The 23,282-nt window shown below is 67.7% G+C and carries 17 protein-coding genes; 10 read left to right on the plus strand and 7 right to left on the minus strand.

The genetic code is table 11. From position 1 onward, the window contains the following. Positions 1–4: 4 nt before the first annotated feature. On the minus strand, positions 5–1,279 hold the full coding sequence (locus tag POL67_RS48360) for a S1C family serine protease (protein ID WP_271928843.1): 1,275 nt from the start codon (positions 1,277–1,279) through the stop codon (positions 5–7). Positions 1,280–1,372: 93 nt separating this feature from the next. Between POL67_RS48360 and uvrC the strand changes: the two genes are divergently transcribed. Continuing rightward, a complete protein-coding gene (uvrC, locus tag POL67_RS48365; protein WP_271928845.1) occupies positions 1,373–3,499 on the plus strand; it encodes an excinuclease ABC subunit UvrC in 2,127 nt (708 codons plus the stop codon). Positions 3,500–3,517: 18 nt separating this feature from the next. On the opposite strand, the gene POL67_RS48370 is transcribed toward uvrC, so the two are convergent. The 3 genes from POL67_RS48370 to POL67_RS48380 all read right to left on the minus strand — a co-directional run bounded on the left by POL67_RS48370 (position 3,518) and on the right by POL67_RS48380 (position 7,779). Next, on the minus strand, positions 3,518–6,511 hold the full coding sequence (locus tag POL67_RS48370; RefSeq protein ID WP_271928847.1) for a hypothetical protein: 2,994 nt from the start codon (positions 6,509–6,511) through the stop codon (positions 3,518–3,520). Between the two features lie 135 nt (positions 6,512–6,646). Beyond that, positions 6,647–7,273, minus strand: coding sequence for a hypothetical protein (locus POL67_RS48375; RefSeq protein WP_271928849.1), 627 nt, complete (start codon positions 7,271–7,273; stop codon positions 6,647–6,649). Beyond that, on the minus strand, positions 7,270–7,779 hold the full coding sequence (locus POL67_RS48380; protein WP_271928852.1) for a hypothetical protein: 510 nt from the start codon (positions 7,777–7,779) through the stop codon (positions 7,270–7,272). Before POL67_RS48380 ends, POL67_RS48375 begins: the two co-directional genes overlap by 4 nt. A gap of 329 nt (positions 7,780–8,108) precedes the next feature. On the opposite strand from POL67_RS48380, the gene POL67_RS48385 reads away from it, so the two are divergent. After that, the gene (locus POL67_RS48385; protein ID WP_271928855.1) at positions 8,109–9,104 is read left to right on the plus strand and encodes a hypothetical protein; all 996 of its coding nucleotides are present in this window, start codon (positions 8,109–8,111) and stop codon (positions 9,102–9,104) included. 167 nt (positions 9,105–9,271) lie between these two features. Here the strand turns inward: POL67_RS48385 and POL67_RS48390 are convergent, their stop codons facing one another. Next, complete coding sequence (locus POL67_RS48390; protein WP_271928858.1) at positions 9,272–9,694, minus strand: PaaI family thioesterase; 423 nt, start codon at positions 9,692–9,694, stop codon at positions 9,272–9,274. 187 nt (positions 9,695–9,881) lie between these two features. On the opposite strand from POL67_RS48390, the gene POL67_RS48395 reads away from it, so the two are divergent. Then, positions 9,882–10,700 carry a hypothetical protein gene (locus POL67_RS48395; protein ID WP_271928861.1) on the plus strand — a complete coding sequence of 273 codons (819 nt, stop codon included), beginning with the start codon at positions 9,882–9,884 and terminating at the stop codon, positions 10,698–10,700. Between the two features lie 416 nt (positions 10,701–11,116). Continuing rightward, positions 11,117–12,946, plus strand: coding sequence for a sigma 54-interacting transcriptional regulator (locus POL67_RS48400; protein WP_271928863.1), 1,830 nt, complete (start codon positions 11,117–11,119; stop codon positions 12,944–12,946). A gap of 23 nt (positions 12,947–12,969) precedes the next feature. Here the strand turns inward: POL67_RS48400 and POL67_RS48405 are convergent, their stop codons facing one another. Both POL67_RS48405 and POL67_RS48410 read right to left on the minus strand, forming a co-directional pair. Continuing rightward, on the minus strand, positions 12,970–13,653 hold the full coding sequence (locus tag POL67_RS48405; RefSeq protein ID WP_271928865.1) for a hypothetical protein: 684 nt from the start codon (positions 13,651–13,653) through the stop codon (positions 12,970–12,972). 118 nt (positions 13,654–13,771) lie between these two features. Next, the gene (locus POL67_RS48410; RefSeq protein ID WP_271928868.1) at positions 13,772–14,614 is read right to left on the minus strand and encodes a hypothetical protein; all 843 of its coding nucleotides are present in this window, start codon (positions 14,612–14,614) and stop codon (positions 13,772–13,774) included. 209 nt (positions 14,615–14,823) lie between these two features. Here POL67_RS48410 and POL67_RS48415 point away from each other — a divergent pair, with 209 nt between their 5' ends. The 6 genes from POL67_RS48415 (at position 14,824) to POL67_RS48440 (ending at position 23,282) form a co-directional block, all read left to right on the plus strand. Further along, positions 14,824–18,120, plus strand: a complete 3,297-nt coding sequence (locus POL67_RS48415) for a serine/threonine-protein kinase (protein ID WP_271928869.1) — start codon at positions 14,824–14,826, stop codon at positions 18,118–18,120. A 23-nt stretch (positions 18,121–18,143) separates the two neighbouring features. Continuing rightward, on the plus strand, positions 18,144–18,845 hold the full coding sequence (locus tag POL67_RS48420) for an Ig-like domain-containing protein (RefSeq protein WP_271928872.1): 702 nt from the start codon (positions 18,144–18,146) through the stop codon (positions 18,843–18,845). 4 nt (positions 18,846–18,849) lie between these two features. Further along, a complete protein-coding gene (locus POL67_RS48425; RefSeq protein ID WP_271928875.1) occupies positions 18,850–20,079 on the plus strand; it encodes a YcaO-like family protein in 1,230 nt (409 codons plus the stop codon). Then, the gene (locus tag POL67_RS48430) at positions 20,076–20,840 is read left to right on the plus strand and encodes a TfuA-like protein (protein WP_271928878.1); all 765 of its coding nucleotides are present in this window, start codon (positions 20,076–20,078) and stop codon (positions 20,838–20,840) included. Before POL67_RS48425 ends, POL67_RS48430 begins: the two co-directional genes overlap by 4 nt. 39 nt (positions 20,841–20,879) lie before the next feature. Then, the gene (locus POL67_RS48435) at positions 20,880–21,068 is read left to right on the plus strand and encodes a hypothetical protein (RefSeq protein ID WP_271928881.1); all 189 of its coding nucleotides are present in this window, start codon (positions 20,880–20,882) and stop codon (positions 21,066–21,068) included. A gap of 129 nt (positions 21,069–21,197) precedes the next feature. After that, positions 21,198–23,282, plus strand: a complete 2,085-nt coding sequence (locus POL67_RS48440) for a type VI secretion system Vgr family protein (RefSeq protein WP_271928884.1) — start codon at positions 21,198–21,200, stop codon at positions 23,280–23,282.

Here is a 23,282-nt window from a genome sequence, read left to right on the forward strand (position 1 = left end):
GGACTCACCACTGGCTGGAGGAGGCGCTCGGATCGCCGAGCTTGCGCCGCCCGGGGTAGCTCGATTTGACGAGGCGCTTGAGCTCGTTCACCGGCACGGCCAGGTTCAGGTTCTGCGCCCCTGCGAAGGCGCCGCCGAACTGGGCCGTGTTGATCCCGATCACCTCACCGCGCATGTTGAACAGCGGCCCGCCCGAATTTCCCGGGGAAATCGGCACCGAGATCTGGATCCACTGCCGCCCCTCGTGCAGCCGCCGCGCCGAGACGAGCCCGTCCGTCAGCGTGTGCTCGAGCCCGAGCGGGTTGCCGATCGCGATCGCCCTCTCGCCGACCACGATCTTCTCCGAGTCGCCGAGATCGAGCGGCTTCGCGTCCGGCGGCGCGCCGCCTTCGAGCGGTTGTTTCAGATCGATCGCGAGCAGGGCCAGGTCCACCTCGCGGTTGTCCACGAGCACCTGGATGTCGTGGTAGGCCGCGCCGTTCTCGAACTTGATGCGCGCCGACGTCGCGCCCTCGATCACGTGGTGGTTCGTCACGACGACCCCCGCCTCGTCGATCAAGAACCCGGTCCCGCCGCCCTGCGCCTCGCCCTTCTTCACGAAGATCGTCACGACTGAAGGCGAGAGGTCACGGAACAGCTCGGCCGGCGTCTTGTCGGCCTTCCCCGTCGCGCCGGCGTCCACGGGCGTGCCCGCATCCACGGGCGCGCTCGCATCCACGACCGCCGGCACCGCCGCCGCTGCGTCCGCCGCCGCGCCCGCATCCGCTGCGGCCTCGGCGTCTGCGCCGGCGTCCGCGGCCCCGTCCGCGACGGGCGCGGGCGTGGGCGTGGGCTCCCAAAACGTGGGCCGCACGCCGCCGAGCAGGTACGCGACCTGCGCGAGCTGCTTGTACCCCGCGATGGCGAGCCGATCGCCTTCCCTCACGTAGAGCGACCCGGTGAACTTCGCGGCGCCCGTGAACGCGAGCGCCACGCCGAGCCAAGCGATCGCGAGCACGTCGGTGACGATGCTCGCCCCCCCCTTGGTTTGCCCCTCGGGAAGCAGCTTGTCGGCGATCCCGAGCGGCACGATCACGGTCACGGCGAGCGCGATGAGCAGCCGGGCATAGCCGTTCTCCGTCATCGCGCCGACCACGGCCATCAGCGAGATCAGCGTGGCGACGAACCCCCAGACGATCGCGACGATCTTGAGGAGGGTCAGCGCGACGCGGAAGCCTTTCGACGGCTCGCTCGACGTGGGCCTGGGTGCTGGCTTGGGCGTGGGTTTGGGGCTGGGCATGGACGTTCGTGCGGACGGGAGCGTCGCTCTCGGTTCGGCGTCGCGTCAAGCCAGAGCTTGCTTGGAGCGGCGATCCGGCGCTAGACGAAGGAGGTGTCCGACGACGCACGTGCTCCCGAGCCCGAGACCGATCCGGTCCTCGCGAAGCTCGACACGCTCCCGCCCAAGCCTGGCTGTTACCTCTTCTACGACAAGAGCGGCGCTGCGATTTACGTAGGCAAGGCGAAGAGCCTGCGCTCCCGCGTCCGCAGCTACTTCCAGGAGGGCGGCAGCGACTCGCGTTACTTCATCCCGATCCTGCGCAAGATCGTGCGGGACCTCGAGACCGTCGTCACCTCCACGGAGAAGGAAGCGGCCGTCCTCGAGAACGAGCTCATCAAGAAGCACAAGCCGCGCTTCAACGTGAAGCTCCGGGACGACAAGGACTTCCTCTGCCTGCGCATCGACACGAAGGCCGCGTGGCCGCGCCTCGAGACCGTCCGCCGCCCCTCGCCCGACGGCGCCCGTTACTTCGGCCCCTTCCACTCGGCGACGAGCGCGCGCCGCACGCTGCACCTCGTCAACAAGCACTGGAAGCTCCGCACCTGCACCGACCTCGACATGGCCTCGCGGCGCAGGCCCTGCTTGCAATACCAGATCAAACGTTGCCCCGCGCCCTGCGTCTACGAGGTCGACCGCGACGAATATGCCGAGCAGGTCCGCTCCGTCTCGCTCTTCCTCGAAGGCCGGCACGACGAGCTCACGGGCGAGCTCGAAAAACGCATGAAGGACGCGGCGCGCTCCATGGAGTTCGAGCGCGCGGCGATCTACCGCGACCAGCTCAAGGCCGTCGAAATCGCGCGTGAATCGCAGCGCGTCGTCTCCGTGAAGGACGTCGACCAGGACGTCGTCGGCCTCTACCGCGAAGGCTCGATCGCCGAGGTCGAGCTCATCAAGGTCCGGAGCGGCCGCGTCGCCGACACCGTCTCGTTCTCCTTGCGCGGCGTCGAGCTGCCCGACGAGGAGATCCTCGGCAATTTCCTCACGCAATACTACGGCGACGAGGCCGAGGTCCCGGTCGACGTCATTCCGGACGAGATCCTCCTGCCGGTCCTGCCCGACGGCGCCGAGGGCGTCTCCGAATGGCTCGGCGATCGCCGTGGCCGCAAGGTCGCGATCGTCGTGCCCCAGCGTGGACCCCGCGTCGAGCTCCTCGCGATGGCGCGCGAGAATGCCGAGCACGCCTTCAAGGAAAAACAACGCGCCTCGGACGACATCGAAGCGCGCCTCGACGACCTCCGCGAGCGCCTCCGCCTGCCCGCGCTCCCGCGGCGCATCGAATGTTGCGACATCTCGCACCTCGGCGGCGGCGACACCGTCGGCTCGATCGTGGCGCTGCGCGACGGCCAGCCCGACCGCAAGCATTACCGCAACTTCCGGGTGCGCACGAAGACCGAGGGCGACGATTACGCGGCGATGTACGAGGTCCTCGCCCGCCGCTTCCGGCGCGGCCGCACGGCCAAAGAAATCAAGGAGGCCGAGGCGGCTGCGGAAGCGGCGGCGGAAGCGGCGGCGGAAGCGGAAGCGGAAGCGGCCACGGAGATCGAGGCGGCCGCGGACGCAATGGCGGAGACCGAGCCGGAGACCGAAGCGCCGCCGCCGTCGTCGGGCAAGAAGGCCGAGGTCGAGTGGGATTTGCCGGACCTCTTCGTGGTCGACGGCGGGCGCGGACAGCTCAATGTGGCGCTCTCGGCGGCGCGCGACCTGGGGCTGCACGATTTGCCAATCGTGGGCCTGGCAAAAGAGCGGGAGAGCGTGATCGGCGAGAAAATGGTCGACCGCGTCTACTTGCCTGGCCAGAAGAACGGCATCTTGCTCCGGCCTGGCAGCTCGTCCTTGTTTTTCCTGGCGCGCGCCCGCGACGAAGCGCACCGGTTCGCGAACCACATTCGCGAAAAGCTCGGCAAAGCGCGGCGCCTGCGCTCCGAAATCGAGGACATCGCGGGCCTCGGCGACGCCGTGCGCAAAGCGCTCCTGCGCGAGCTTGGCTCCATGGGTGCGCTACGCACGGCCACGGACGCGCAGATCCTCGCCGTGACGGGCGTGACGAAGCGGCATTTGACGGCGATCCGGAAGGTGATCGCGGCGCCGGACGAGGCGGCGGCACCGGCGACGCCGGCCCCGACGCCGCCGCCGGCCGAAGAGGCCACGTCCGGGGAAGAGCGCAAAGACGAAGCTTAGGCGCGGTCGAAGAGGAGATCAGGGAGCGCGCTTCGACGAGGGCTCATCCTCGTACGCGCTCTCATAGGACCGGGACCGCTCGGCGTGGTGGGCCTCCACCCGCCGCGCCAACGCGTGCCGTCCGAGCGCCTCATACCCTGCGACCATCAGCGAAAGCGCTTCAGCTTGCCATCGCGGAGGACGCTCCTCCTGAGGCGGCCAGGGATAGGACGCGTGGAGCTCCCGCCCGAGGGCCAGCGCATAACGAGGATCTCCGTCCGCGAGCTCTCGCTTGGCGCGCGCAATCCAGCCCGGCAGCTTGGCCTGGACCTCGTCCTCCGCGTCCTGGTACTTCGTCCGCGCGTCGGCGAGCTCCATTCCTTGGGAATCACCCTGGTCGGTCCGGATGCCCACGATGCCCAGCTTGAAGTCCACCGCGCTCCGCTCCTCGTAGGACCAGCGCATGGCGGCGCGGTCCTCCCGTCGAATTCGCTCCTCGTGCTCCGCGAATCCATCCAGCACCTCGAGCAACCGCCGCGCCAGAAGCATCTCGACCTTTCGGCCGTGGAATGCGCCCACCTCGTCTTTGAGGACGCCGTCCACCCAGTCGCGAATCTGGTCCAGCAGCGTCTCCCCGCGCCAAACCATGAAATAACTGTCGACGAGCATCACGCCGCTCGGCGTACAGGACGGATCGTCGTAGACCAGGACGAGCCGATGGTCGGAGCCGGCTGCCGCGACGAGCAGGTACTCGGGGAGATCGCACGGCTGGACCTGGTGCAATCGCTCGTCGAAGCCCTCCTTGACCTTTCGATCGAGCCCGCCGTCTTCGAAGAGCTCCATCACGCCCGCGGGCTCGACGCTGAACAGCTCCCGGAAACCACGCGCCTCGGATTCCTGCAGGCCATTGAAGTAGGCCCACGTGAGCGCGACATGTTTGGGCAGGCGGAACCCGTACGTCTTCTCCACCCGCGCTGCGACCGCCGGGAAGCGCACCAGGGCCGTTTCGAGCGCGGCGGCCCAGCGACGCTTGTCCTGCTCCGGGTCCGAAGGATGCACGGCCTCCAGGTACGCCCGGTACTGCTCTTCCTTGTTTCTGCCGCCGCTCTGGAGACCGTCGCGGATCGCCCACGCGAAGTCCTCCTCGGAGGTATTCGCTTCGTTGGCCAGCGCATAGGCGCTCCATATGTCCGCCATGTCCATCCCCTCGAGGGGATCCTGGTCCGCGTTCTCCTCTCGAATGCGCTCGATGCACGTCTCCCAGCGTGCCACGAGGTCCGGGAACGCCTTCTGCCACCCGGCGAGGAACGCGCGAAAGCGCTGCACGGAGACGTTCGTCACGTCGTACTGCGCGGCCACGAAAAATCCCACAGCCGAGCCGTCCGTGGGATCTGTGCAGGTGAAGGCCAGGTTCATGGTGAGGATTCCATCCTGGAGCTGGATGCAATCGATCGGTTCCGCGCGCTGTCCGTCTGTGGTCTCGAAGCCCAGGCTGTAGTCACGGCGCAGGAAGGGAAAGTAGTCTCCCGCAAGCGACACGGCGCTCTCGAACCCCAGCGGCTCGGTGACGGGATCTGCATTCTTGTAGGCGTCCTGCATGAAGATCCCACGGTTTGCGTGGTGGACCTCCGCTTTGCGCGCGAGCGCGCCGCGCCCGAGGGCCTCGTACGCGGCCACCATCAACGAAAGCGCCTCCGCCTGCCAGAGCGGGGAGACGTTCCTCCGGTCCGGGGGGATGGTGCAGGCGCAATGGAGCTCCCGGCCGAGCGCCAATGCATATCGCGGATCTCCTTCCGCGAGGAGCTGCCTGGCGCGCGCGACCGCCTGCGCGACGGCCGCTTGGGATTCGGGGGCATGGATGTCCGACGGGATCTCGAAGCCCGCCCCATCCCCTTGATCGGTGCAAATGCCGACCCCCGAGCCGTGCTCCGCCATCTGCGCGCGCTCGTTGTACGGCCAGCGCATTCGAGCGCGATCTTCCTCGCGGACCTGCTCCGTATACGCCTCGAACTCCTCGAGCGCCTCCAGAAACAAGCGGACGTTGAAGAACGTGGTTTCGTCGATCTCCCCGTCCTCGCCCCTCAGAATCCCGGGGTACTTGATGAGTTCACGGGCCCAGTCCCGGAAGAAGTCGAGGAAGGTCTCTCCCATCCAGCGGGACTTGTCTTCCATGTCGTAAACGACCGCGCCGCTGGGAAGGTAGGCCGGATCGTCATAGAAGAGCGCGAACGCGCTGAAGTCCCCGCAGAACATGATCAGGGCCTCCGGCGGGAAGGCCGGAGCGACGAAGTGCATCTGCGGATCGAATCCCTCCTTGAGCGGCCGCTGGAAAGCGCGCTCCGAATAGAGGCTGAGCACCCCCGAGGACACCGTATACGGGCCGATACCGAGGCGCTGGGCTGGTGCCCGCCACTCATACGGGGAGAGGCTGGAGAAAAAAGCCCAGGTCAGCGCCGCATGCTTGGGCAGGAGAAGCCCGTAGGTCTGCTCGACCCGGGCCGCCACCTCCGCGTGGCGGGCCATGAACTTGTCGACGGCTTCGGCGCGCCGGCGCCGGGCGTCTTCTTTGCCCTTGGGCCGCGCCTTCAGCAGGTAGGCCTGGTAGCCCTCCTCGGTCTTCTCGAGGAACGGCCGGCGGTCCTCGTCCTCGGGATCAGGCGTCAGGAACGCCCGCTCGAAATCGTCCGCCGTCACGTTCGCTGGATCGTCGAGCGCCTCCGGACGCCTCATCCCCGGGTCGTGCTCGAGGGAGGGAAACGCCCGCCGGAAGCCTTCCAGATAGGCCGTCCAGCGCTCCTCGGTGAGCTTCGTCAGGTCGTACCGGTCCTCGAACTCGTAAACGTCGGAGATGCTGCCATCCGGCATTCGCTTCACGATCGTGTAGGTCAGGGTGAGGGTATCGCCTTCGATCCGGATGTCGTCCGAGGGCGACTGGTCCTCATAAAAAAAGCTCTTGAACCCGAAGGTGTCCCCGTCGTGCTCGAACGGGAAGAACCGCAAGGCAATCTCTTCGATCTGGTGGGCAGTGAGCATGGTCTTCGATGGGAGGTGGAGCGAGCGGGCCGGAGTCGGAGCGCGGTAGGTAAGACAAACGGCTCCTGGTCGTCAAGAACAGCCTCGCGCGAAGGCTACAGCCGGGGCTGATCCGCTTTGGCTCCGGGGTGAAGTTCAGGCGTCCTTTTTGCGCGGGAGCACCTGCTCGTCGATCAGGCAATCGTAGATCGTGGCCTCACCTGCCAACTTCAACGGGTGTTGAACATCCGGAACGACGACGTGGCCGACTTCGGGCGGCATGAACTCGTACCCGGGATACGCGACTGCGATTTCGTGTGCGATCCCATCCGCATAGGGTTGCTCCTCGGGTGTAAGCTCGAAGCGCCGCTCCGCCGGTGGGAAAAGATTGCCGTGGCTGTCCGGCTCGTCGAGCCATAGATAGCGGTAACTATGGATGACGTAGTAGGGTACGAGAAAGCTCACCTCGAAGGCGAGCGAGTGAAAACCAACGTCCCGGGCGAGCGTGGGCAGACAGATACCCCCCACGTGAGCCCCGACCGGTCCTGCTCCCCAAAAATGCGGGAACGCGTTCTCCACGTCGCAGTCCGGGAACCGGTCCCGGAGGCGGCGGAGCAGGCCGCGCCAGACCTCGTATTCTGCGCTCGTGATGGCTTGCCTGCGCCGTTCGATCAGCCGTCGATGTTCCTCTGTCTGCCTGTATTCGCGCTCGACAGGCGAGATGCCGATACCGGGATAGTACTGGCGGGCGAGTTCGATCAACGCCTCGGGCGAGTGCTTCATCGTGCGCTTACAGTAGCGCCGAGCCCTGACTTCTGCATGTTCAACTGCGCCAGCAGTTCCTTCTCGAACTCCAAACAAAAGAGCGCTCGCAACCACTGCGGTCTTCTATGCATCACGATCGTAGACGCGTTGGTCGCGGCTACAGCGGTCACCCGGGCAGCCTCCTGCGGGGGGATGACCCCATGCGTCGAATGCCGGATGGGCATTCCGATATACACCTGACAGGCCCATCCCTGCGGGAACAGGTGCCGTCCGTCCACGAAGTTCAGTGTGGTGGCGGCGGCTTGCCATCCGCCTGCTTTATCCGTCCCGTCATCCTGAACAATCGTCACGAATCGAAAAAGTGCCGCCGAGAATCCGCCAGCCCCCACGAACGCACTTTCAGCGTCCGCGACCTCTTCCGTCTCCTCCTCGACGTCCTCCGGTGCCGCCTGCGCAATCGCAGAAACCGCCGCACAACAGGCGGCGGCCATCCACGCAAACCAGCGCTTGCCAGCTCGAACCATGTCTCCCCCTCCCCGGCAGGGTCCGCCGGGCACGCAGGGCTCCATGGGTCTGCTCGGTGCCTCGTCGAGGACCGGACCGGCCGGCCGCGCATCCTCAAAGCGCCGGGGTGCGGTTCAGGCGTCCTTTTTGTGCGGAATCGATGGTCTGGTACCCTCGAAGCGCTGTTGGCGATGTAGATGGTATACGCGGGCGCGCACTCTACTTCGGTCGTGCCCGCGCGCAAAGGCACGCGCTCGCAGGGATGGTCTGGCGCGGGCCGCGTGTGGCGCCCGGGATCTTGGCCTGTGGCGGGACGCTGACATAGCCTGGATCGGCGTACAGGCATGTCATGAAGGAAGACGAACGGCGCCGCCCTGACGGCAAACCCCATCCCCCCCACGCGGCAACGGTGGCGCAGCCCAAGGTGCCCCACGCGGCGACGGTGGCGCAACCCAAGGTGCCCCACGCGGCGACGGTGGCGCAGCCCAAGGTGCCCCACGCGGCGACGCAGGATGACGTCGCGCAACCCTTCTGGTTGCGCGAGGGCAAAACCGTGAAGTGGGTCAAGAACGAGGCCCTCAATGACGACACCTTTCGAGACACCGGCGAGAAGCAATGGTGGTCGAGCTGGTTGCCGGCGTTCGCCAATGAAGAGCTCCCGGTGTACGAGCGGAGGCCGCAGCAGAATCAGAGACAGAAGCAGAAGCCCAAACAGCAAATCACCGTGGTGAAGAAGAAGGAACCGCCGCCGCTTACCTCCGAGCAATGGCTGGATTATGTCCAGACGACCCTGCGCGACTGGGTGGACGAGCGAGGCGGGCTCGCCAAGACCGGCAAGGAGCCCCAAGATTACGAGTTCAAGCAGATCTGGAACTCGCGCCCGCAGCCCTTCCATGGAGAGTGGGACAACTGGCAGGATCTGAAGCGGTTTTACGCGAGGGCGTCCGGCGTGGAGCCGATCCGGCGCCTGGCCTTCGTGCCGCGGTCAAGCAAGACGACGACCAAGGTCCATACGCCGAAGGATCCCCAGAAGGTGGTGGACCAATACGTCACGGGGATCCTCGACGAGATCGAGCGTAACATCGGACGATTCCCCGTCTACGCGAAGAAGGACAATCCCGCGAGGGCAGGCTGTGTCATGTATGGCCCTGCGCTCAGCGTCCCCAAGCAGTACGCCGCAGCCGTTTACAATGAATTCCTCGCCCTGGAGGGGACGGCGTTCGGCGGTGGATACCTGCACATCGTGAAGAAGTCCGCGCATCGACAGTACAACGTCACCCTGCATGGCGTTTACCGTGCGTCGAACCCCAAGACCATGGTGAACATGCACATCGACGCCAGCTGAGACGCGCGCGTCCGTGGTCGAGGGGTCGACGCCCATGGACACGACCAGGGCCGTTCGCGTTACGGTCGTGGGGTGTGGGGAGGCGGATGCCCCCTATGGGGGCTCCGACCGGTCCGGGACCGGATCGGCGGTCCCATTGCAGGTTGGCGGCAACGACAGGTCACGCATCATGGACGAACATTGGCGATCGTAGCCTGCATGATCGCGATCACCTTGTGGGCAGATCCCGTTCCAGAGAACGCTCGGACTTCGCCCGTGCAGACCGTGAGAAGCTTTCCCGCATTCTGCACCCTTCCGATCGCCAAAAAATGGTCCCCGAGCGCGGGCCGCATGAAATTGATCTTGAACTCAGCCGTGACGACATCGCATTCCGGTGGTGCCTTCGTCAACGCTGCATACCCACAAGCACTGTCGACGATGCTCGTGATTGCGCCCGCATGAACATAGCCATTCTGCTGAGAAAGCCGCTCGGAGAAGGGCAGTGTGATATGCACCTCGCCATCTGCCACCAAGGCGAGCTTTGCACCGAGGGTTGCCATCAGGCCCTGCGCATGAAAGCTGGCCGCGATTCGATTGTGGATGTCGCTCATCGAGTGGGGGGCAGGTCGTGAAGGGTTGCAGGACGCCTGATGGCCTGCGGGGGAGCCGCAAAGCGGCCGGGGACGAGGCCGCAGCGTGCCACGACGTTCCTGTCCATCGCAAGCTCCGGTCCTCCAGACGGCGGGCGAAGCTCCACGATGTGCTCCGCGCGTACGCCGTGCTACCCATGGCGCCGCCATGAAGACCCGCTCCTCCGAATGCATTGATACCGCCTGTCTGCGAACGTTCGTCCGGCCTCGGCTCCTCGCGTGGGCCCTCGCGCTCCCGGCGGCTGGCAGCGCGTGCGGCGGCTCCGCGCCTCCTCCCTCCGCGGACGCCACGAATGCGACGGCCGCTCCCACAGCCCAAGCCCAACCGGCTGGCCCACGGGAGGTATGTGAGCACCTGCTCGCCGTCGTTTCTCGGAAGCTCTCGACCGACGGGCGCCCGGTGACCGAAGGCAAAGAGCAAGAATTCATTCGGGGGTGTTTGGAGGAGGAGTCGACAGGACAGGCGGCTGACAAGGAGCGCTGGGCAGGCCGTGCCGCCTGCTTCCTCGCCGCGAAGACAGGCGACGACGTCCTCGCCTGCGACGAAAGTCACCCCTTTCCGAGCGTTCCCCTCGATTGTGATCGATTGCTCGCGCCGGAGGACATCCAAGCGGATCTCGGCCTGTCGATGAGGCCGTCCGACGACGAAGAGCCGACCTCGGCGGAGAACTGCAGTCGAGACTTCCACACGGACGATGGGCGGTTCTTGCTCGTTTACCTTCGATCGCACCGGACCGCGTCGGACGCCGCGGAGCTGGTCCGAGGGCCTCATGAGAAGGCGACGCAGGAGAAACTCCTGCCCGGCCTGGGCGATGTGGCAGAACGTCATGCGGAGGGCTCGTTGTGCCGTGTGGCGGTGGCGAAGGGCCGCGTCAGCATGGTCGTGACCTTCCATGCGCGGCAGCAGGCGTGCACGTTCGACGCACTCGAGCGCCTGGCAGCCAAGGCGACGGCGCGCTTGCCTTGACGCCCTCGGACCCCGTGATCGAAGTCCCCGGACCGTGACTTCAAGCTCGCCGACTCCGTGATCGAGGTACCCCGACTCCGTGATCGGAGTACCCAGACCGTGACTTCAAGCTCGCCGACTCCGTGATCGGAGTCCCCGGACCGTGACTTCAAGCTCGCCGACTCCGTGATCGAAGTCCCCGGACCGTGACTTCAAGCTCGCCGACTCCGTGATCGAAGTCCCCGGACTGTGACTTCAAGCTCGCCGACTCCGTGATCGAAGTCCCCGGACCGTGACTTCAAGCTCGCCGACTCCGTGATCGAAGTCCCCGGACCATGACCACAAGGTCCCGGACCTCGTGCACGCCCTCACCGCGTTCCTCCAACTTCCGCTTCTGTCCGCCTCGGAACGCCCTATGGTAACGTTGCGGGTTGACGATGAGCGGCGTAGTCGAGACCGAACCGATGGCATCGGCGCCCTCGCCGCTGGACGCTCCCGAGGAAGGGCGGCGGCTCGCGGTGGTGGTTCAGGCCCAGCAGGGCATGGAGATCGCTCTGCTCGTGCCGGACACGCCGCTCGTCGTGGGGCGGACGGAGCCTTCGGATCTGCAGGTTCACGACGGCACCCTCTCCCGGCAACACGCCCGCTTCGTGCTCGCGGGCGATCGGCTCCTCGTGGAGGATCTTGGCTCGCGCAACGGGACGTGGCTCGCCGGGCGGCGAATCGACAGGGCCGGCATCGAGATCGGCGACGAGGTGATGCTGGGCAGCGTGCTCGCGTGTGTTCACGTGCTGGCCCCCACGGGGGAGTCGCTCGGGATCGACGGCGAAGAGGGGTTCTTGCGCCGCGTGAACGAGGAGGCGGCGCGGGCGCGCGAGCTGCGGCGGCCGTTCGCGCTGCTCGTGGTGCGCGCGAAGCCCGTGGGGGATCGGTCGCCGCACGTGCGGGACTGGCTCGCCGCGGTGCGGGAAGCGATCCGGCCCTTCGATCGGATCGCGACGTACGGGCCCGGGGCAGCGCAGGTGCTCTTGCCCGAGATGGGGACGGAGGAGGCGACGCGCGTGGCGCAGCGGATCGTGGCGTCGCAGGGGAAGGAAGGGGCGTCGCTCCGGGTCGGCGTGGCCGCGTATCCGGACGCGGGGAGCACGGTGGAGGCGCTGTTCAGCCTGTCCCGCGACGCGGTCAATCGCGCGACAGCGGAGCGGCCCGTGGAGGTGGAGGGGACGAGGGCATTCGCCGACGGGGAGGTGCTCGAGGACGACGCGCTCGTCGCGGGTCGGGCGATGCGCGAGGTGCTCTCGACAGTGGAGCGGGTAGCGGGGGCGCGGGTGCCGGTGATCCTGCACGGCGAGACGGGGACGGGGAAAGAGGTGCTCGCGCGGGCGCTGCACGAGCGCGGGCCGCGGCGAAACAAGCGAATGGTGCGCGTCAACTGCGGGGCGATCCCGAAGGAGCTGGTCGAGAGCACGCTGTTCGGGCATGAGCGGGGGGCCTTCACGGGGGCGGCGGCGCAGCAAAAGGGGGTCTTCGAGGAGGCGGACGGGGGGACGGTATTCCTCGACGAGATCGGCGAACTCGCCATGCCAGCGCAGGCGGCGCTCTTGCGGGTGCTGGAGTCGGGGACGTTGTGCCGTGTGGGCTCGGTCCGGGAGATCACGGTGGATGTGCGGGTCGTGTCGGCGACGCACCGGGATCTGGAGGCCATGGCGCGCGACGGGGCATTCCGCGCCGATCTGTTTTATCGATTGAGCACGGTGGTGATCGAGATCCCGCCGCTCCGGGAGCGCCTGGATGAGATCGAGGCGCTCGCACGCAGGTTCCTCGCGCGGGCGAACGAGGGCAATGCGCGGGCGGTGAAAGGTTTTTCGTCGGCGGTGCTCGCGCGGCTGCGGGCGTATGCGTGGCCGGGCAACGTGCGCGAATTGAGGAACGTGATCGAGCGGGCGGTGGTGGTGGCGCACGGGACGTTGATCGACGAGGAGGATTTGCCAGCGCGGGTGCGGGGGGCGGAGAGGCCGGCACGGGCGGCGGTGGAATGGGAGGGGCCAGCGCCGACGAGGACGGCCGACGCGCCCGTGGAAGGCGAAGGCGAGGATCCGGCCGGGGTCCGCGAGCGCGTGGAGGGGTACGAGGCGACGATCTTACGGGAGGCACTCGAGGCGTCGGGCTGGAGCCGGAAGGCGGCGGCCGAGCGGCTGGGCATACCGGTGCGAACGTTGTCGTACCGAATGAAGCGGCTCGGCCTCCGGCGACCAGGGCGCTCGTGACCAACGCCTCGGATCCGCTTGGATCAGGCCAGCGAGGGGAGGTGATGTCGCAGCGGGGCCTTCTCGGCCATGTTCTTGCCAGACGCCGTGACGAACTTGCCCGAGCTCGCGTCGTACATCAGCGCGACCTCCGTGACGGAGCCGCCGAACATGACCTCCGTCATGGGTGAGGTCACGTGGGTGACGACCGTGTTGCTCACCACCTGGGATTGCACCCACAGATACACCGTGGTGAACGGGGTCATGTCCGCGGTGCTGTTGTAGATGACCGGAGCGGCGGACACGGCGTTCCCCTGGGCCGGCGTTCCATCCACCACCGCGTCCTGGAACAACCCGAACGTCAGGTACCCTTTGGGCAGGTTGTCGTATTGATTCACGGCCGTGTAGGAGCCCGGGCTCCCGCCCGTCGACGGGGGACCGAAGAACCCGGCCGCCGTGAGCGGATAGCTCTTGTTGTCCAGGGCCGGGAACTCGGACTTCGACATCTGCGTGAGCTGCGCCCCGTTGATGATGTCGGCGTTGGACGCGTAGATGCCGTATCGTTCTTCCCAGGTGATCGTGTTGCTGATCAGCGGCCTGTACACGAGCCACGCGACGTTCGGCATTCCGCCGGCGTTCGGCTTGGCGACGACGATGTTGGACCCCGAAGCGTAGAAGCGGTTCAGGTCCTCCTGGGTAAACGCGGTGCTCAGCTTGAACGTGGGCATGATTCGATCTCCTCTGGCTTCTTCTTGAAGCCACTTTCCATTGGGCTTGGCGACGCGCCCCCTCAGCAGCGAGGGGACGCTTCGTGGGAATTCTTCTTTGGTCTGCTGGCCGCGCCGGCTAGAAGCCAACGGTGCTGACCAGGATGTTGTGCGTGCCCGAGGCCGGGAAATGGCCGGAGCCCGAGAACGTGGGGGGCGCTCCGCCGGCATTGGCATGTCCGAGGATGTGATCGAGGTTGTCCGACACGCCGACGAATCCCGGAAGAATGTAGGGCAGAGCCGGGATACCGGTATTGTGATTGAGCGTGGCGACGTTCACGTTGAGGTCACCGGCAATGAGACCCAGGTTGTTCGGCCCCGGGGCGACGAGCGGCCCATAGATGCCGGAGTTCTGGAGGAACAGATAGGCATCGGGGTTGGCGCCGCCTCCCAACGTGGCGCCGGTGAGCACTTGCCCAGGCCCGCGCGGCGCATGCCACGTCAGAAACGGCACGTTTCGGCCGCCGACGGTCAGCGTCGCCATCGCCGGCATACGCATGGTCGCGAGCTCGGCCAGGGCAATCTGCCGTGCAGCGAGGCTCAAATGGATGTTCATCCAGTTCAACAGCGCCTGATCATTGGCCAGATCGGCCGTGGCAAAGGACCCCTGGCCGCCGATGCCGATGCGGAGGAGGAGGATGTAACCTCGTCCGCCGGGGCACCCCTCGGTGGCGTGTGCAGGTGGCTGGTTGTATGCGGCGCCGAGCCCCTGCAGCATCTGGTAGATCGGGCCCCCGGGGGCTGCGTTCGCCTCCTGGATCACGATCAGATCCGGCAGCCAGCCGTTGGTCGTGAGATGGTTGATGACGTCCAGCAGATCGGCTGCGCCCTGCGGCGTCTCCCCCGTGCTGTTCCAGGTGATCACGTTCAGGTTGGGCATGGTCGGGTTTGGCCGGGTGAATGGTTCGATTCCGTCGAGCACCGCTCGATTCGTCCGTGCACATAAACCGAGCAATCCGCATGCCAATCGTCCATGCGACGGCGCCCCCTCATTGCCGCTCGGGAGCGGCAACAATTGGCCCGACGCCCCCCTCCCCCCGAAAGCAACCTCTTGCCGCGGGCAACATCTTGCCCTCACGCTCGGAAGAACCCTCGACCTCACACAAGCGAGGCGGGTAACATCGCAGTCGGATGAAAGCGGCTGGACGCTCGCTCCCGCAGATCGGCTCCTATCGGATCACGAGCGTCCTCGGTCGTGGAGGCATGGGCGTCGTCTACCGCGCCAAACACCCCACGACCGGTGCCCCCGTCGCGCTGAAGACCGTGGCCCTCCCCTCCGCGAGCGCGATCGCCGCGATTCGCCGGGAAATCCACGCGCTGGGGCGGCTCCAGCACCCGGGGATCGTGCGTATCCTCGATCAGGGCGTCTTCGACGGGCTGCCCTGGGTGGCCATGGAGCTCGTCGCCGGCGAGACCCTCCGCCGCCGCATCGAGCGCCTCCACAACTCCCCAAGGACGCACGCGCGCCGGCCCCTGCTCGCGCTCATCCGCCACCTGACCGCGCCGCTCGCCCACATGCACGCCGCCGGGCTGGTGCATCGTGATCTCAAGCCCGACAACGTGATCATCCGGAAGGACGACGCGCCCGTGCTCGTCGACCTCGGCATCGCCGCGCAGCTCGGCGGCATCGAGGGACGCGAGGCCATCGACGTCAACGCCGTGGGGGGCAGCCTCCCGTACATGGCGCCCGAGCAGATCCGGGGCGCGCTCGTCGACGCACGCGCGGATCTCTATGCGCTCGGCTGCATCCTCCACGAGTGCCTGACGGGCGCGACGCCCTTCGTCGGGCGCGACGCCGCGACGATCCGGTTCGGGCACCTCAACCTGCGACCCCCGCCGCCGTCCTCGAAGGCGCGCGGCGTCCCCGAGGCGCTCGATCGGCTCGTCGCGCGGCTGCTCGCGAAGCAGCCCGAGGATCGGATCGGGTACGCGGAAGACGTGGCGGACGCGCTCGCCGTGCTCGATGTTCCCGGCGGCGATGCGCCTGCTGCTGCGTCGCGGAGCCGTGCCTATCTCTATCGACCTGCGCTGGAGGGCCGCGCAACGATCCTGGCCGAGAGCACGGCGGCGATCGAGGCGCTCGCGGCCGAACGACGCGGGGGGCTCTGGTTCTTCGGGGGCGAGAGCGGCGTGGGCAAGACGCGGCTCGCGCTGGAGATCGCCCAGCGGGCCGCGCAAAGGGGCGTGACGGTGTGGTCCGGGAGCGCCGTCCTGCGTGGCGAGCCGCTCCACCTCGTTCGCCCGGCGCTCACGGCCATCGCGGATCGGTGCCGCGCCGCGGGGGCGGAGGCGACCACGAGGCAGCTCGGCGCGCGGGGCAAGCTGCTCGCGCCTTACGCGCCGGCGATCGCGGATCTCCCCGTCGTACGAGCGACGCCCGAGCCGCCCCCGCTCCCTCCAGAGGCCGCCCGAGCGCGCGTGCTCCACGCGCTCGAAGAGACCCTCCTCGCCTTCGCGGCGCCCGCCCCGCTCCTGCTCGTGCTCGACGACCTCCAGTGGGCCGACGATCTCTCGCTAGGCTTTCTGGCTTCCCTCGCGGCGAAGGAGCGCGATCACGACGGGCTCTTCGTCCTCGGCACGTATCGCCTGGAGGAGCGCACGGAGGAGCTCTCCGCGATCGTGCGCCGGGCGAGCGCGCGCGACGTCCAGATCGGGCGGCTCGATCGCGAGGGCGTCGCCGCCATGATCACGAGCATGGTGGCGCTCGCGGCGCCGCCCCGGGAGCTCGTGGATGGGCTGCATCTCCGCACGGGCGGCAATCCGTTCTTCGTCGCGGAGTACCTGCGGGCGGCGCTCGGCGAAGGGCTGCTCGCGCGGGACGCCGCGGGGCATCTTCAGCTCGGGCAGACCACGCTCTCGCTGACGCTTCCCCACACGCTGGCCGAGCTCGTCGAGCGGCGGTTGTCGGCGCTGGGCGAGCAGGCAGCGAAGGTCGTCGCGTGGGCGGCGGTGCTGGGGCGTGATCTCGACACGGCGATGCTCGACAAGCTCGGAGGGCTCGAGGAGGTCGCGATGATGGACGCCATCGAGGAGCTGCGGGTCCGGCAGATCCTCGAGGAAAAGGGAGATGGGCGGCTCGCCTTCGTGCACGGCACGATCCGGGAGGTCGCGCAGGCGCGGATCGCACCTGCGCTGCGCCGGACCATGCACCACCACGTCGCGCTCGCGCTCACCGCGGGCGGCGAACCGCGGCTCGCGGAGATCGGCCATCATCACGCGGAGGCCGGCGATCACCCGCAGGCGAGCGTCTTCTTCGCGCGCGCGGCGGATCGAGCACGCGCCTCGTACGCGAACGGGGAGGCGATTCGGCTCTACCGGGCGGCCGTGGAGGAGGCGCAGGGGGCCGCGCCGGCGGGCGTGCTCGAGAGCCTCGGCGACGTGCTGGGGCTCGTGGGGCGGCAGGAGGAAGCGCGGCTGGCCTACACAGATGCCCTGGCGCGCCTGCCCGTCGAGGCGGCGATCCCGCGGGCCCGCGTGTTTCGCAAGATCGGCAAGGCGTGGGAAGTCCACCACGACCACGGTGAGGCGCTCGCGGCGTATGCCGAGGCCGAGGCCGCGCTCGGGGCCTCGGCGCCCAGCGCTTCCGCGGCGTGGTGGGATGCGTGGGTCGAGGTGCAGATCGACCGTATCGCCGTGTTTTACTGGGCCGCGCGTGTCGACGAGATGGCCGCGATCGTGGAGCGGGTGCGGCCCGTGGTGCAGGCGGGGGGGACGGCGGCGCAGCGGGCGCGTTTTTTCCGCGCGCTCACGCAGATCGGGCTGCGAAGCGAGCGATATTTGCTCTCGGCCGAGACGGTGCGAAACGCGCGGGCTTGCCTTCTGGCCTGCGAGCAGGAAGAGGGCTCGCCGGATCTCGCCGCGACGCGGTTCGCGTTCGCGACGGTGCTGCTCTGGCATGGGGCGCTCGACGAGGCGGAGGCGCGGCTGCTCGACGCGCTCGCGGAGGCGGAGCGCACGGGCGATGTGACGCTCGAGGCGCGGAGCCTGACGTACCTGACGCAGGTCTGGCGGCGGCGGCGGCGGGTGGCCGAGACGCGGGCGTGGGCGAAGAGGAGCCTCGGGACGGCGGAGGCGGCGGCGATGGACGACTACGTGGGCGCGGCGCTCGCGAACCTCTCCTGGGTCGCGCTCGCGGAGGGCGATATCGGCGAGGTGATGCGCCTGGGGGAGGCGGCGCTCGCTCGCTTTCGTTCGTCGGCGCTGGTGTATCCTTTCCAGTGGATGGCGCTCTTGCCGCTCGCGGCGGCGGCGCTCGCGCGGGGGGATCGCGGAGGGGCGGCCTGCTACGCCGCGGCCCTGATCGAGCCGGGACAGCAACGGCTCCCCGAGGCGCTCACGGCTGCTTTGGAGGCGGCGCGGGGCGAGGGTGGCACGGAGGCTGCAATGCGGCGCGCGCTCGTCTGCGCTGGCGAGACGGAATACCTATGATCGAGAAAGGCAATTGAAGAACCATGAGCATTCTCATCCTTCACGCGGAGACCCGGAGTCTCGTCGTCGGGCAGCAGACGCAGATTTCGTTGAAGAACCTTACGCAGCACCAATCTCTGTCCTGGACAAGCTCGGACTCGCGCATTGCGACCGTCGATCGAACGGGGCTCGTGACGGGCGTCGAGCAAAGCAGTTCGCCCGTGACCATCACGGGCATGGACGAGGATGAAAACACGGCGAGCGTCACCCTCTACGTAGGTTCTCTCGAGGTAGCCCCGAGAGATACGGCGATCGAGACGGGTAACGACATCACGTTCTCCGTACGCGGCGTGGATGCCGTGACCTGGACGAGCTTGAACAAGGCCGTGGTGACGATCGGCCCAGAGGACGGGAAGGCGGAGGCCATCAACCTCGGGACGGCCATCATCCAGGCCGCTGACGCGAACGGCAATGTCGGGTATGCGACGCTGCGCGCGGGGATGCTGCTCGTCTACGGCGCCGACGGCACCCTGTACGCGATCACGCCCGACGTCTGGACCTTGGCGACCATCGTTCCTACCAAAAGCAGCCAAGTCCCGTCGTTCAGCGACATGAACAGCAAGGCCCAGTCCAGCGACAAGACGCTCGCCTCCTACGTGCCCCCCTCGCCGACGTGGACCACATGTTACGTCCTGAACCCCTCGCCAATCACCCCGGCTCCCGGGAAGCTCGTGAGGAAGGTGTGATGGCATGTCCACCACGCCTGCAGCGAAGCGCTTTCGGCGGGGGACACACCGCATCGTCCCGCCCGAGGAGACGCTCGCCCGCGTCCAGGGCCTCCTGCCCATCATGGGTATCACCCGCATCGCCGACGTGGCCGGGCTCGACACCATCGGCATTCCCGTGGCCCTGGCGATCCGGCCCAATGCGCGGTCGCTCTCGGTATCGCAGGGCAAGGGCGCGGATCGCGCCTCGGCGCGGGCCTCGGCGCTCATGGAGTCGGTGGAGCAGTATCATGCAGAGCATATCGACCGACCCCTCCGGCTCGCCACCCGGAACGAGCTGCGCTTCTCCCACCGCGTGGCCGACCTCTCCGGCCTGCCGCGCCTCGCGGGGAGCGTGTTTCACGACAACCTACGTACGTTGTGGATCGAGGGGCAGGAAATGCTCCATGGCGGCAGCATGTGGGTGCCTTACGAGATGGTCCATATGGATTACACGCTGCCGCTCCCCTCGGGCAGCGGGTCCTTCTTGATGAGCTCGAACGGCCTCGCCTCCGGCAATCACCCGCTGGAGGCGCTCGGCCACGCCCTCGCCGAGCTGATCGAGCGCGACGCGACGGCGCTCTTCCAGCTTGCCGGCGAGGCACAAAAAGAGGCGCGCGTGGACCTCTCCACGGTCCATGACCCGCTCTGCCGGTCCCTGCTCGACAAATACGAAGAGGCGGGCGTGGAGGTGGCCGTCTGGGAGGTGACGTCCGATATCGGCGTCCCGGTCTTCTCGTGCGTGATCGTGGACCGGGAGCCGAACCCCCAGCGGCCGATCGGGCCGATGGGGGGCATGGGCTGTCACCCGTCGCGCGCCGTCGCCCTGTCGCGCGCGCTCACGGAGGCGGCCCAGAGCCGGCTCACGCTGATCACGGGGTCTCGCGACGACGTGCATTGCCACGAGCGGCCCGAGGGGGGCGATCTCGACGCCGCGCGCCGGGCGCTCCGGATGCTCGCGGCGTCGCCGCCGGCGCGAAGCTTCGAGGCCGCGCCGGATCACGAAGACGAGACGCTCGACGACGACGTGGCCTGGCTCCTCGAACGCCTCGCGGCGGCGGGGCTCTCGCAAGTCATCACGATCGATCTGACGAAGGCAGCCTTCGGGATTCCGGTGGTGCGGGTGATCGTGCCGGGGCTCGAGGCCAACCATGATGTGCCGGGGTATGTGCCGGGGCTTCGCGCCCGGAGACGCATGGAGGGGCGCACGAGATGAAGGTCCATATCTTCACGGGCCCGACGCTCTCGGCGGAGGAGGGCCTCCGGGAGCTCGACGCGATGTACCGCCCCCCGGCCGCACAGGGCGACGTGTACCACGCGGCGCAGGAGGAGCCGGCGGTCATCGGGATCCTTGACGGCTCCTTCGAGCACGTGCCCTCGATGGCGCACAAGGAGGTGCTATGGGCGATGTCGCGGGGCATTCACGTCTTCGGCGCGGCGAGCCTGGGCGCGCTCCGGGCGGCGGAGCTGGGGCCCTTCGGCATGGAGGGGGTGGGCGAGATCCACGCAGCGTACGCGCGGGGTGATCTCACGGACGATGACGAGGTGGCGGTGGCGCACAGGCTCGCGGAGGGGGGGTATCGACCGGTGTCGGAGGCCATGGTGAATATGCGGGAGACGCTGCGCCGCGCGACGCTGCGCGGGGTGATCACGGAGGGATCACGCGAGGCGCTGATCCAGGCCGCCCGGGAGCTGTTCTATGCGGAGCGGTGCTACCCGGCGATCCTCGCGAGCGGGCGTGTACGCGGGGTGCCGGAGGCGGAGCTCTCCGCCTTACGGGACGCGCTGCCGGAGCTACGGGTGGACGTGAAGAAGCGCGACGCGCTCGCAATGCTGCGGCTCATCCGGGAGCGGATTGCGAGCGGGCTTGCGCGCAAGGAGGTGCGGTTTCCGTTCCAGCACACGGACGCGTGGGCGTCGATCACCCGCCGGGTGCACGAGAGGGCGGCACCGATCCCGGACGAGCGGCGCTCTTGAGCTCCGCGGATACAGCCTGCCAGGTGCTCCCCCGGGCTCTTGCCCTGCACGCGCGCGAAGGCCGAGCGGGAGATCGACCTTTCACGCCAGCTTCCCCAGCTCCCCGTCCTCCCTCGGGCAAGGCCCGAGGCGCCCCACTTCGTCGAGGCCACGGGCTCCCCGCTCGAACAGGACGTGAGCGACATGCCCGATCCGCTCGGCGACGACGAGATCGGCTGCGAGCATTGACGCAGAGCGACACCTTTTTTCGCCCATTTTGATCTTGAGCCCGACCGCGAAGCCGGTTTAGGGTGCCCATGCCAAAAATCGGACAGTACGCGCATTGGTCCGGGCGGTCACGTCGAGGAGGCGGCTTCCATGCCGATCTTGGAGCTATCGTTCGCATCTGGTGAGACGTCGTTGTCGGTGCGCCATTTCTCGGTGCACGAGTCCGTCTCGAGCTTGTTCAGCGTGAACGTGATGGCGCGCTCGGAGAGCCCCTCGATCGATCTCGAAGCGATCGTCGGGCAGCCGGCGAGCCTCCGCGTCATCAGCGGCTGGGCGTACGCGCGCCTCGGCGGCGCCCGGCTCTGGAGCGGCGTGGTGAGCTCGATCGAGCAGGTGCACGCGGTGCAGCCGGGAGGCCTCGGCAAGGAGCTCTCGACGTATTCGCTCCGCATCGTGCCGACGTTGTGGCTGCTCACGCAGCGGCGCGGGTATCGCATCTACCAGCACCTCTCGATCCCCGACATCGTCGATCGCCTGCTCGGCGAGTGGAACGTCGAGGCGAAGTGGGAGATCGATCGGGGCCGGTACCCGAAGCTCGAGTACAAGGTCCAGTACGGCGAGACCGATTTCGCCTTCGTGAGCCGCCTGCTCGAAGAGGCCGGCATCTCGTACACGTTCCCGGACGACGACGCGAAGGGCTCGAAGTTCACGTTGAGCGATCGCCTCGAAGCAAACCCCGCGCGCCCCGGCGGCGCCCTTCCCTACGTGGACAACCCGAACCGCGAGTCCGAGAAGGAGTACCTCTCGAAGGTCCGCCTCACGCACATCGTCCGGCCGGGCGCGCACACGATTCGCGACTACGACTTCCGGAATCCGATGTTCGCGCTCTTCGGCGATGCGCCGAAGGCCGAGGGCCCCGAGGCGAAGTACGAGCAGTACCATTACCAGCCGGGCGCCACGCTCGTCGAGAACGGCAAGGGCGGCGGTGGCACGCCGGCCGCGGACGACAAGGGCACGGCGCGCTACGATCAAGGGTTCGGCAAGGAGCGCGCCGATCGCATGCTCGGCGGCACGCGCGCCGACAAGCGCACGATCGGGTTCGAGACGAACACGATCGATCTCTGGCCGGGGCAAATCTTCTCGGTCGACAAACACCCGCACGCCGAGCTCGGCGAGGACAAACGCCTGCTCGTCACGGAGTTCTCGGTCGAGGGCACGCCGGGCGAGGAGTGGACGATGTCGGGGCAAGCCGCGTTCACGGACGCGCCTTACCGGCCGCAGCAGAAGACGCAAAAGCCGAAGGTCGAGGGCGTGCAGAGCGCGGTCGTGGTGGGCCCCGGGGGCCAGGAGATCCACACCGACGAGTTCGGCCGCGTGCGCGTGCAGTTCCCCTGGGATCGCGAGGGGAAAAACGACGACGGCAGCTCCTGCTGGATCCGCGTGAGCCAGGGCTGGGCGGGCACGGGGTACGGCATGATCGTGATCCCGCGCATCGGGCACGAGGTGATGGTGGGCTTCCTCGACGGTGATCCGGATCAGCCGATCATCGTGGGCCGCGTCTACAACGCGAAGCAGGCCGTCCCGTACAAGCTGCCCGACAACAAGACACGCTCGACGTGGAAGAGCGACTCGTCGCTCGGCTCCGAGGGCTTCAACGAGATCATGTTCGAGGATCTGAAGGGCCAGGAGCTCGTCTGGGAGCATGCCGAGAAGAACCGGCGCAGGCTCGTCAAGAACGACGAGACGATCACCGTCGGCCACGATCGGCAGAAGTACGTGATGAACGACGAGCAGGACAAGACGATCGGATTCGTCAAGGTCTACGTCGGCAAAGACCAGGACGTCGTCATCAAGCAGGACAAACGCGAGCGCGTCGAGGGCAACAGCCACCTGCACGTGATGGGCAAGCGCAACCAGCGCATCGAGGGCAATCAGTCGCTCGAGGTGAAGGGCGATCGGCACGAGCTCGTCGGCGAGAACCACGCGCTCTCGGCGACGAAGGAGATCCACATCAAGGCGGGCACGGCACTCGTGATCGAGGCCGAGGATCTCACCTTGAAGGGCCCGGGCGGGTTCGTCCGCATTGACGGCAGCGGCGTCACGATCCGCGGCACGAAGGTCTACATCAACAGCGGCGGCGCGGCCGGCCAGGGCGCGGGCGCGTCGCCCGAGGCGCCGGACAAGGCGGTCGAGGCCGAGGTGGACGACGTGAGCAAGACGCTCATCGCGCAATAA

The organism is Polyangium mundeleinium (assembly GCF_028369105.1).
In the GTDB taxonomy this organism is placed as follows: domain Bacteria; phylum Myxococcota_A; class Polyangia; order Polyangiales; family Polyangiaceae; genus Polyangium; species Polyangium mundeleinium.

What these genes read in the sequence shown, in the direction of transcription:
- POL67_RS48420 (WP_271928872.1), top strand. Translation starts at nt 18,144, where the DNA reads ATGAGCATTCTCATCCTTCACGCGGAGACCCGGAGTCTCGTCGTCGGG.
- POL67_RS48395 (WP_271928861.1), top strand. Translation starts at nt 9,882, where the DNA reads ATGAAGACCCGCTCCTCCGAATGCATTGATACCGCCTGTCTGCGAACG.
- POL67_RS48380 (WP_271928852.1), bottom strand. Translation starts at nt 7,779, where the DNA reads ATGGTTCGAGCTGGCAAGCGCTGGTTTGCGTGGATGGCCGCCGCCTGT.
- POL67_RS48390 (WP_271928858.1), bottom strand. Translation starts at nt 9,694, where the DNA reads ATGAGCGACATCCACAATCGAATCGCGGCCAGCTTTCATGCGCAGGGC.
- POL67_RS48360 (WP_271928843.1), bottom strand. Translation starts at nt 1,279, where the DNA reads ATGCCCAGCCCCAAACCCACGCCCAAGCCAGCACCCAGGCCCACGTCG.
- POL67_RS48425 (WP_271928875.1), top strand. Translation starts at nt 18,850, where the DNA reads ATGTCCACCACGCCTGCAGCGAAGCGCTTTCGGCGGGGGACACACCGC.
- POL67_RS48375 (WP_271928849.1), bottom strand. Translation starts at nt 7,273, where the DNA reads ATGAAGCACTCGCCCGAGGCGTTGATCGAACTCGCCCGCCAGTACTAT.
- POL67_RS48440 (WP_271928884.1), top strand. Translation starts at nt 21,198, where the DNA reads ATGCCGATCTTGGAGCTATCGTTCGCATCTGGTGAGACGTCGTTGTCG.
- POL67_RS48405 (WP_271928865.1), bottom strand. Translation starts at nt 13,653, where the DNA reads ATGCCCACGTTCAAGCTGAGCACCGCGTTTACCCAGGAGGACCTGAAC.
- POL67_RS48385 (WP_271928855.1), top strand. Translation starts at nt 8,109, where the DNA reads ATGAAGGAAGACGAACGGCGCCGCCCTGACGGCAAACCCCATCCCCCC.
- POL67_RS48430 (WP_271928878.1), top strand. Translation starts at nt 20,076, where the DNA reads ATGAAGGTCCATATCTTCACGGGCCCGACGCTCTCGGCGGAGGAGGGC.
- POL67_RS48400 (WP_271928863.1), top strand. Translation starts at nt 11,117, where the DNA reads ATGAGCGGCGTAGTCGAGACCGAACCGATGGCATCGGCGCCCTCGCCG.
- POL67_RS48370 (WP_271928847.1), bottom strand. Translation starts at nt 6,511, where the DNA reads ATGCTCACTGCCCACCAGATCGAAGAGATTGCCTTGCGGTTCTTCCCG.
- POL67_RS48415 (WP_271928869.1), top strand. Translation starts at nt 14,824, where the DNA reads ATGAAAGCGGCTGGACGCTCGCTCCCGCAGATCGGCTCCTATCGGATC.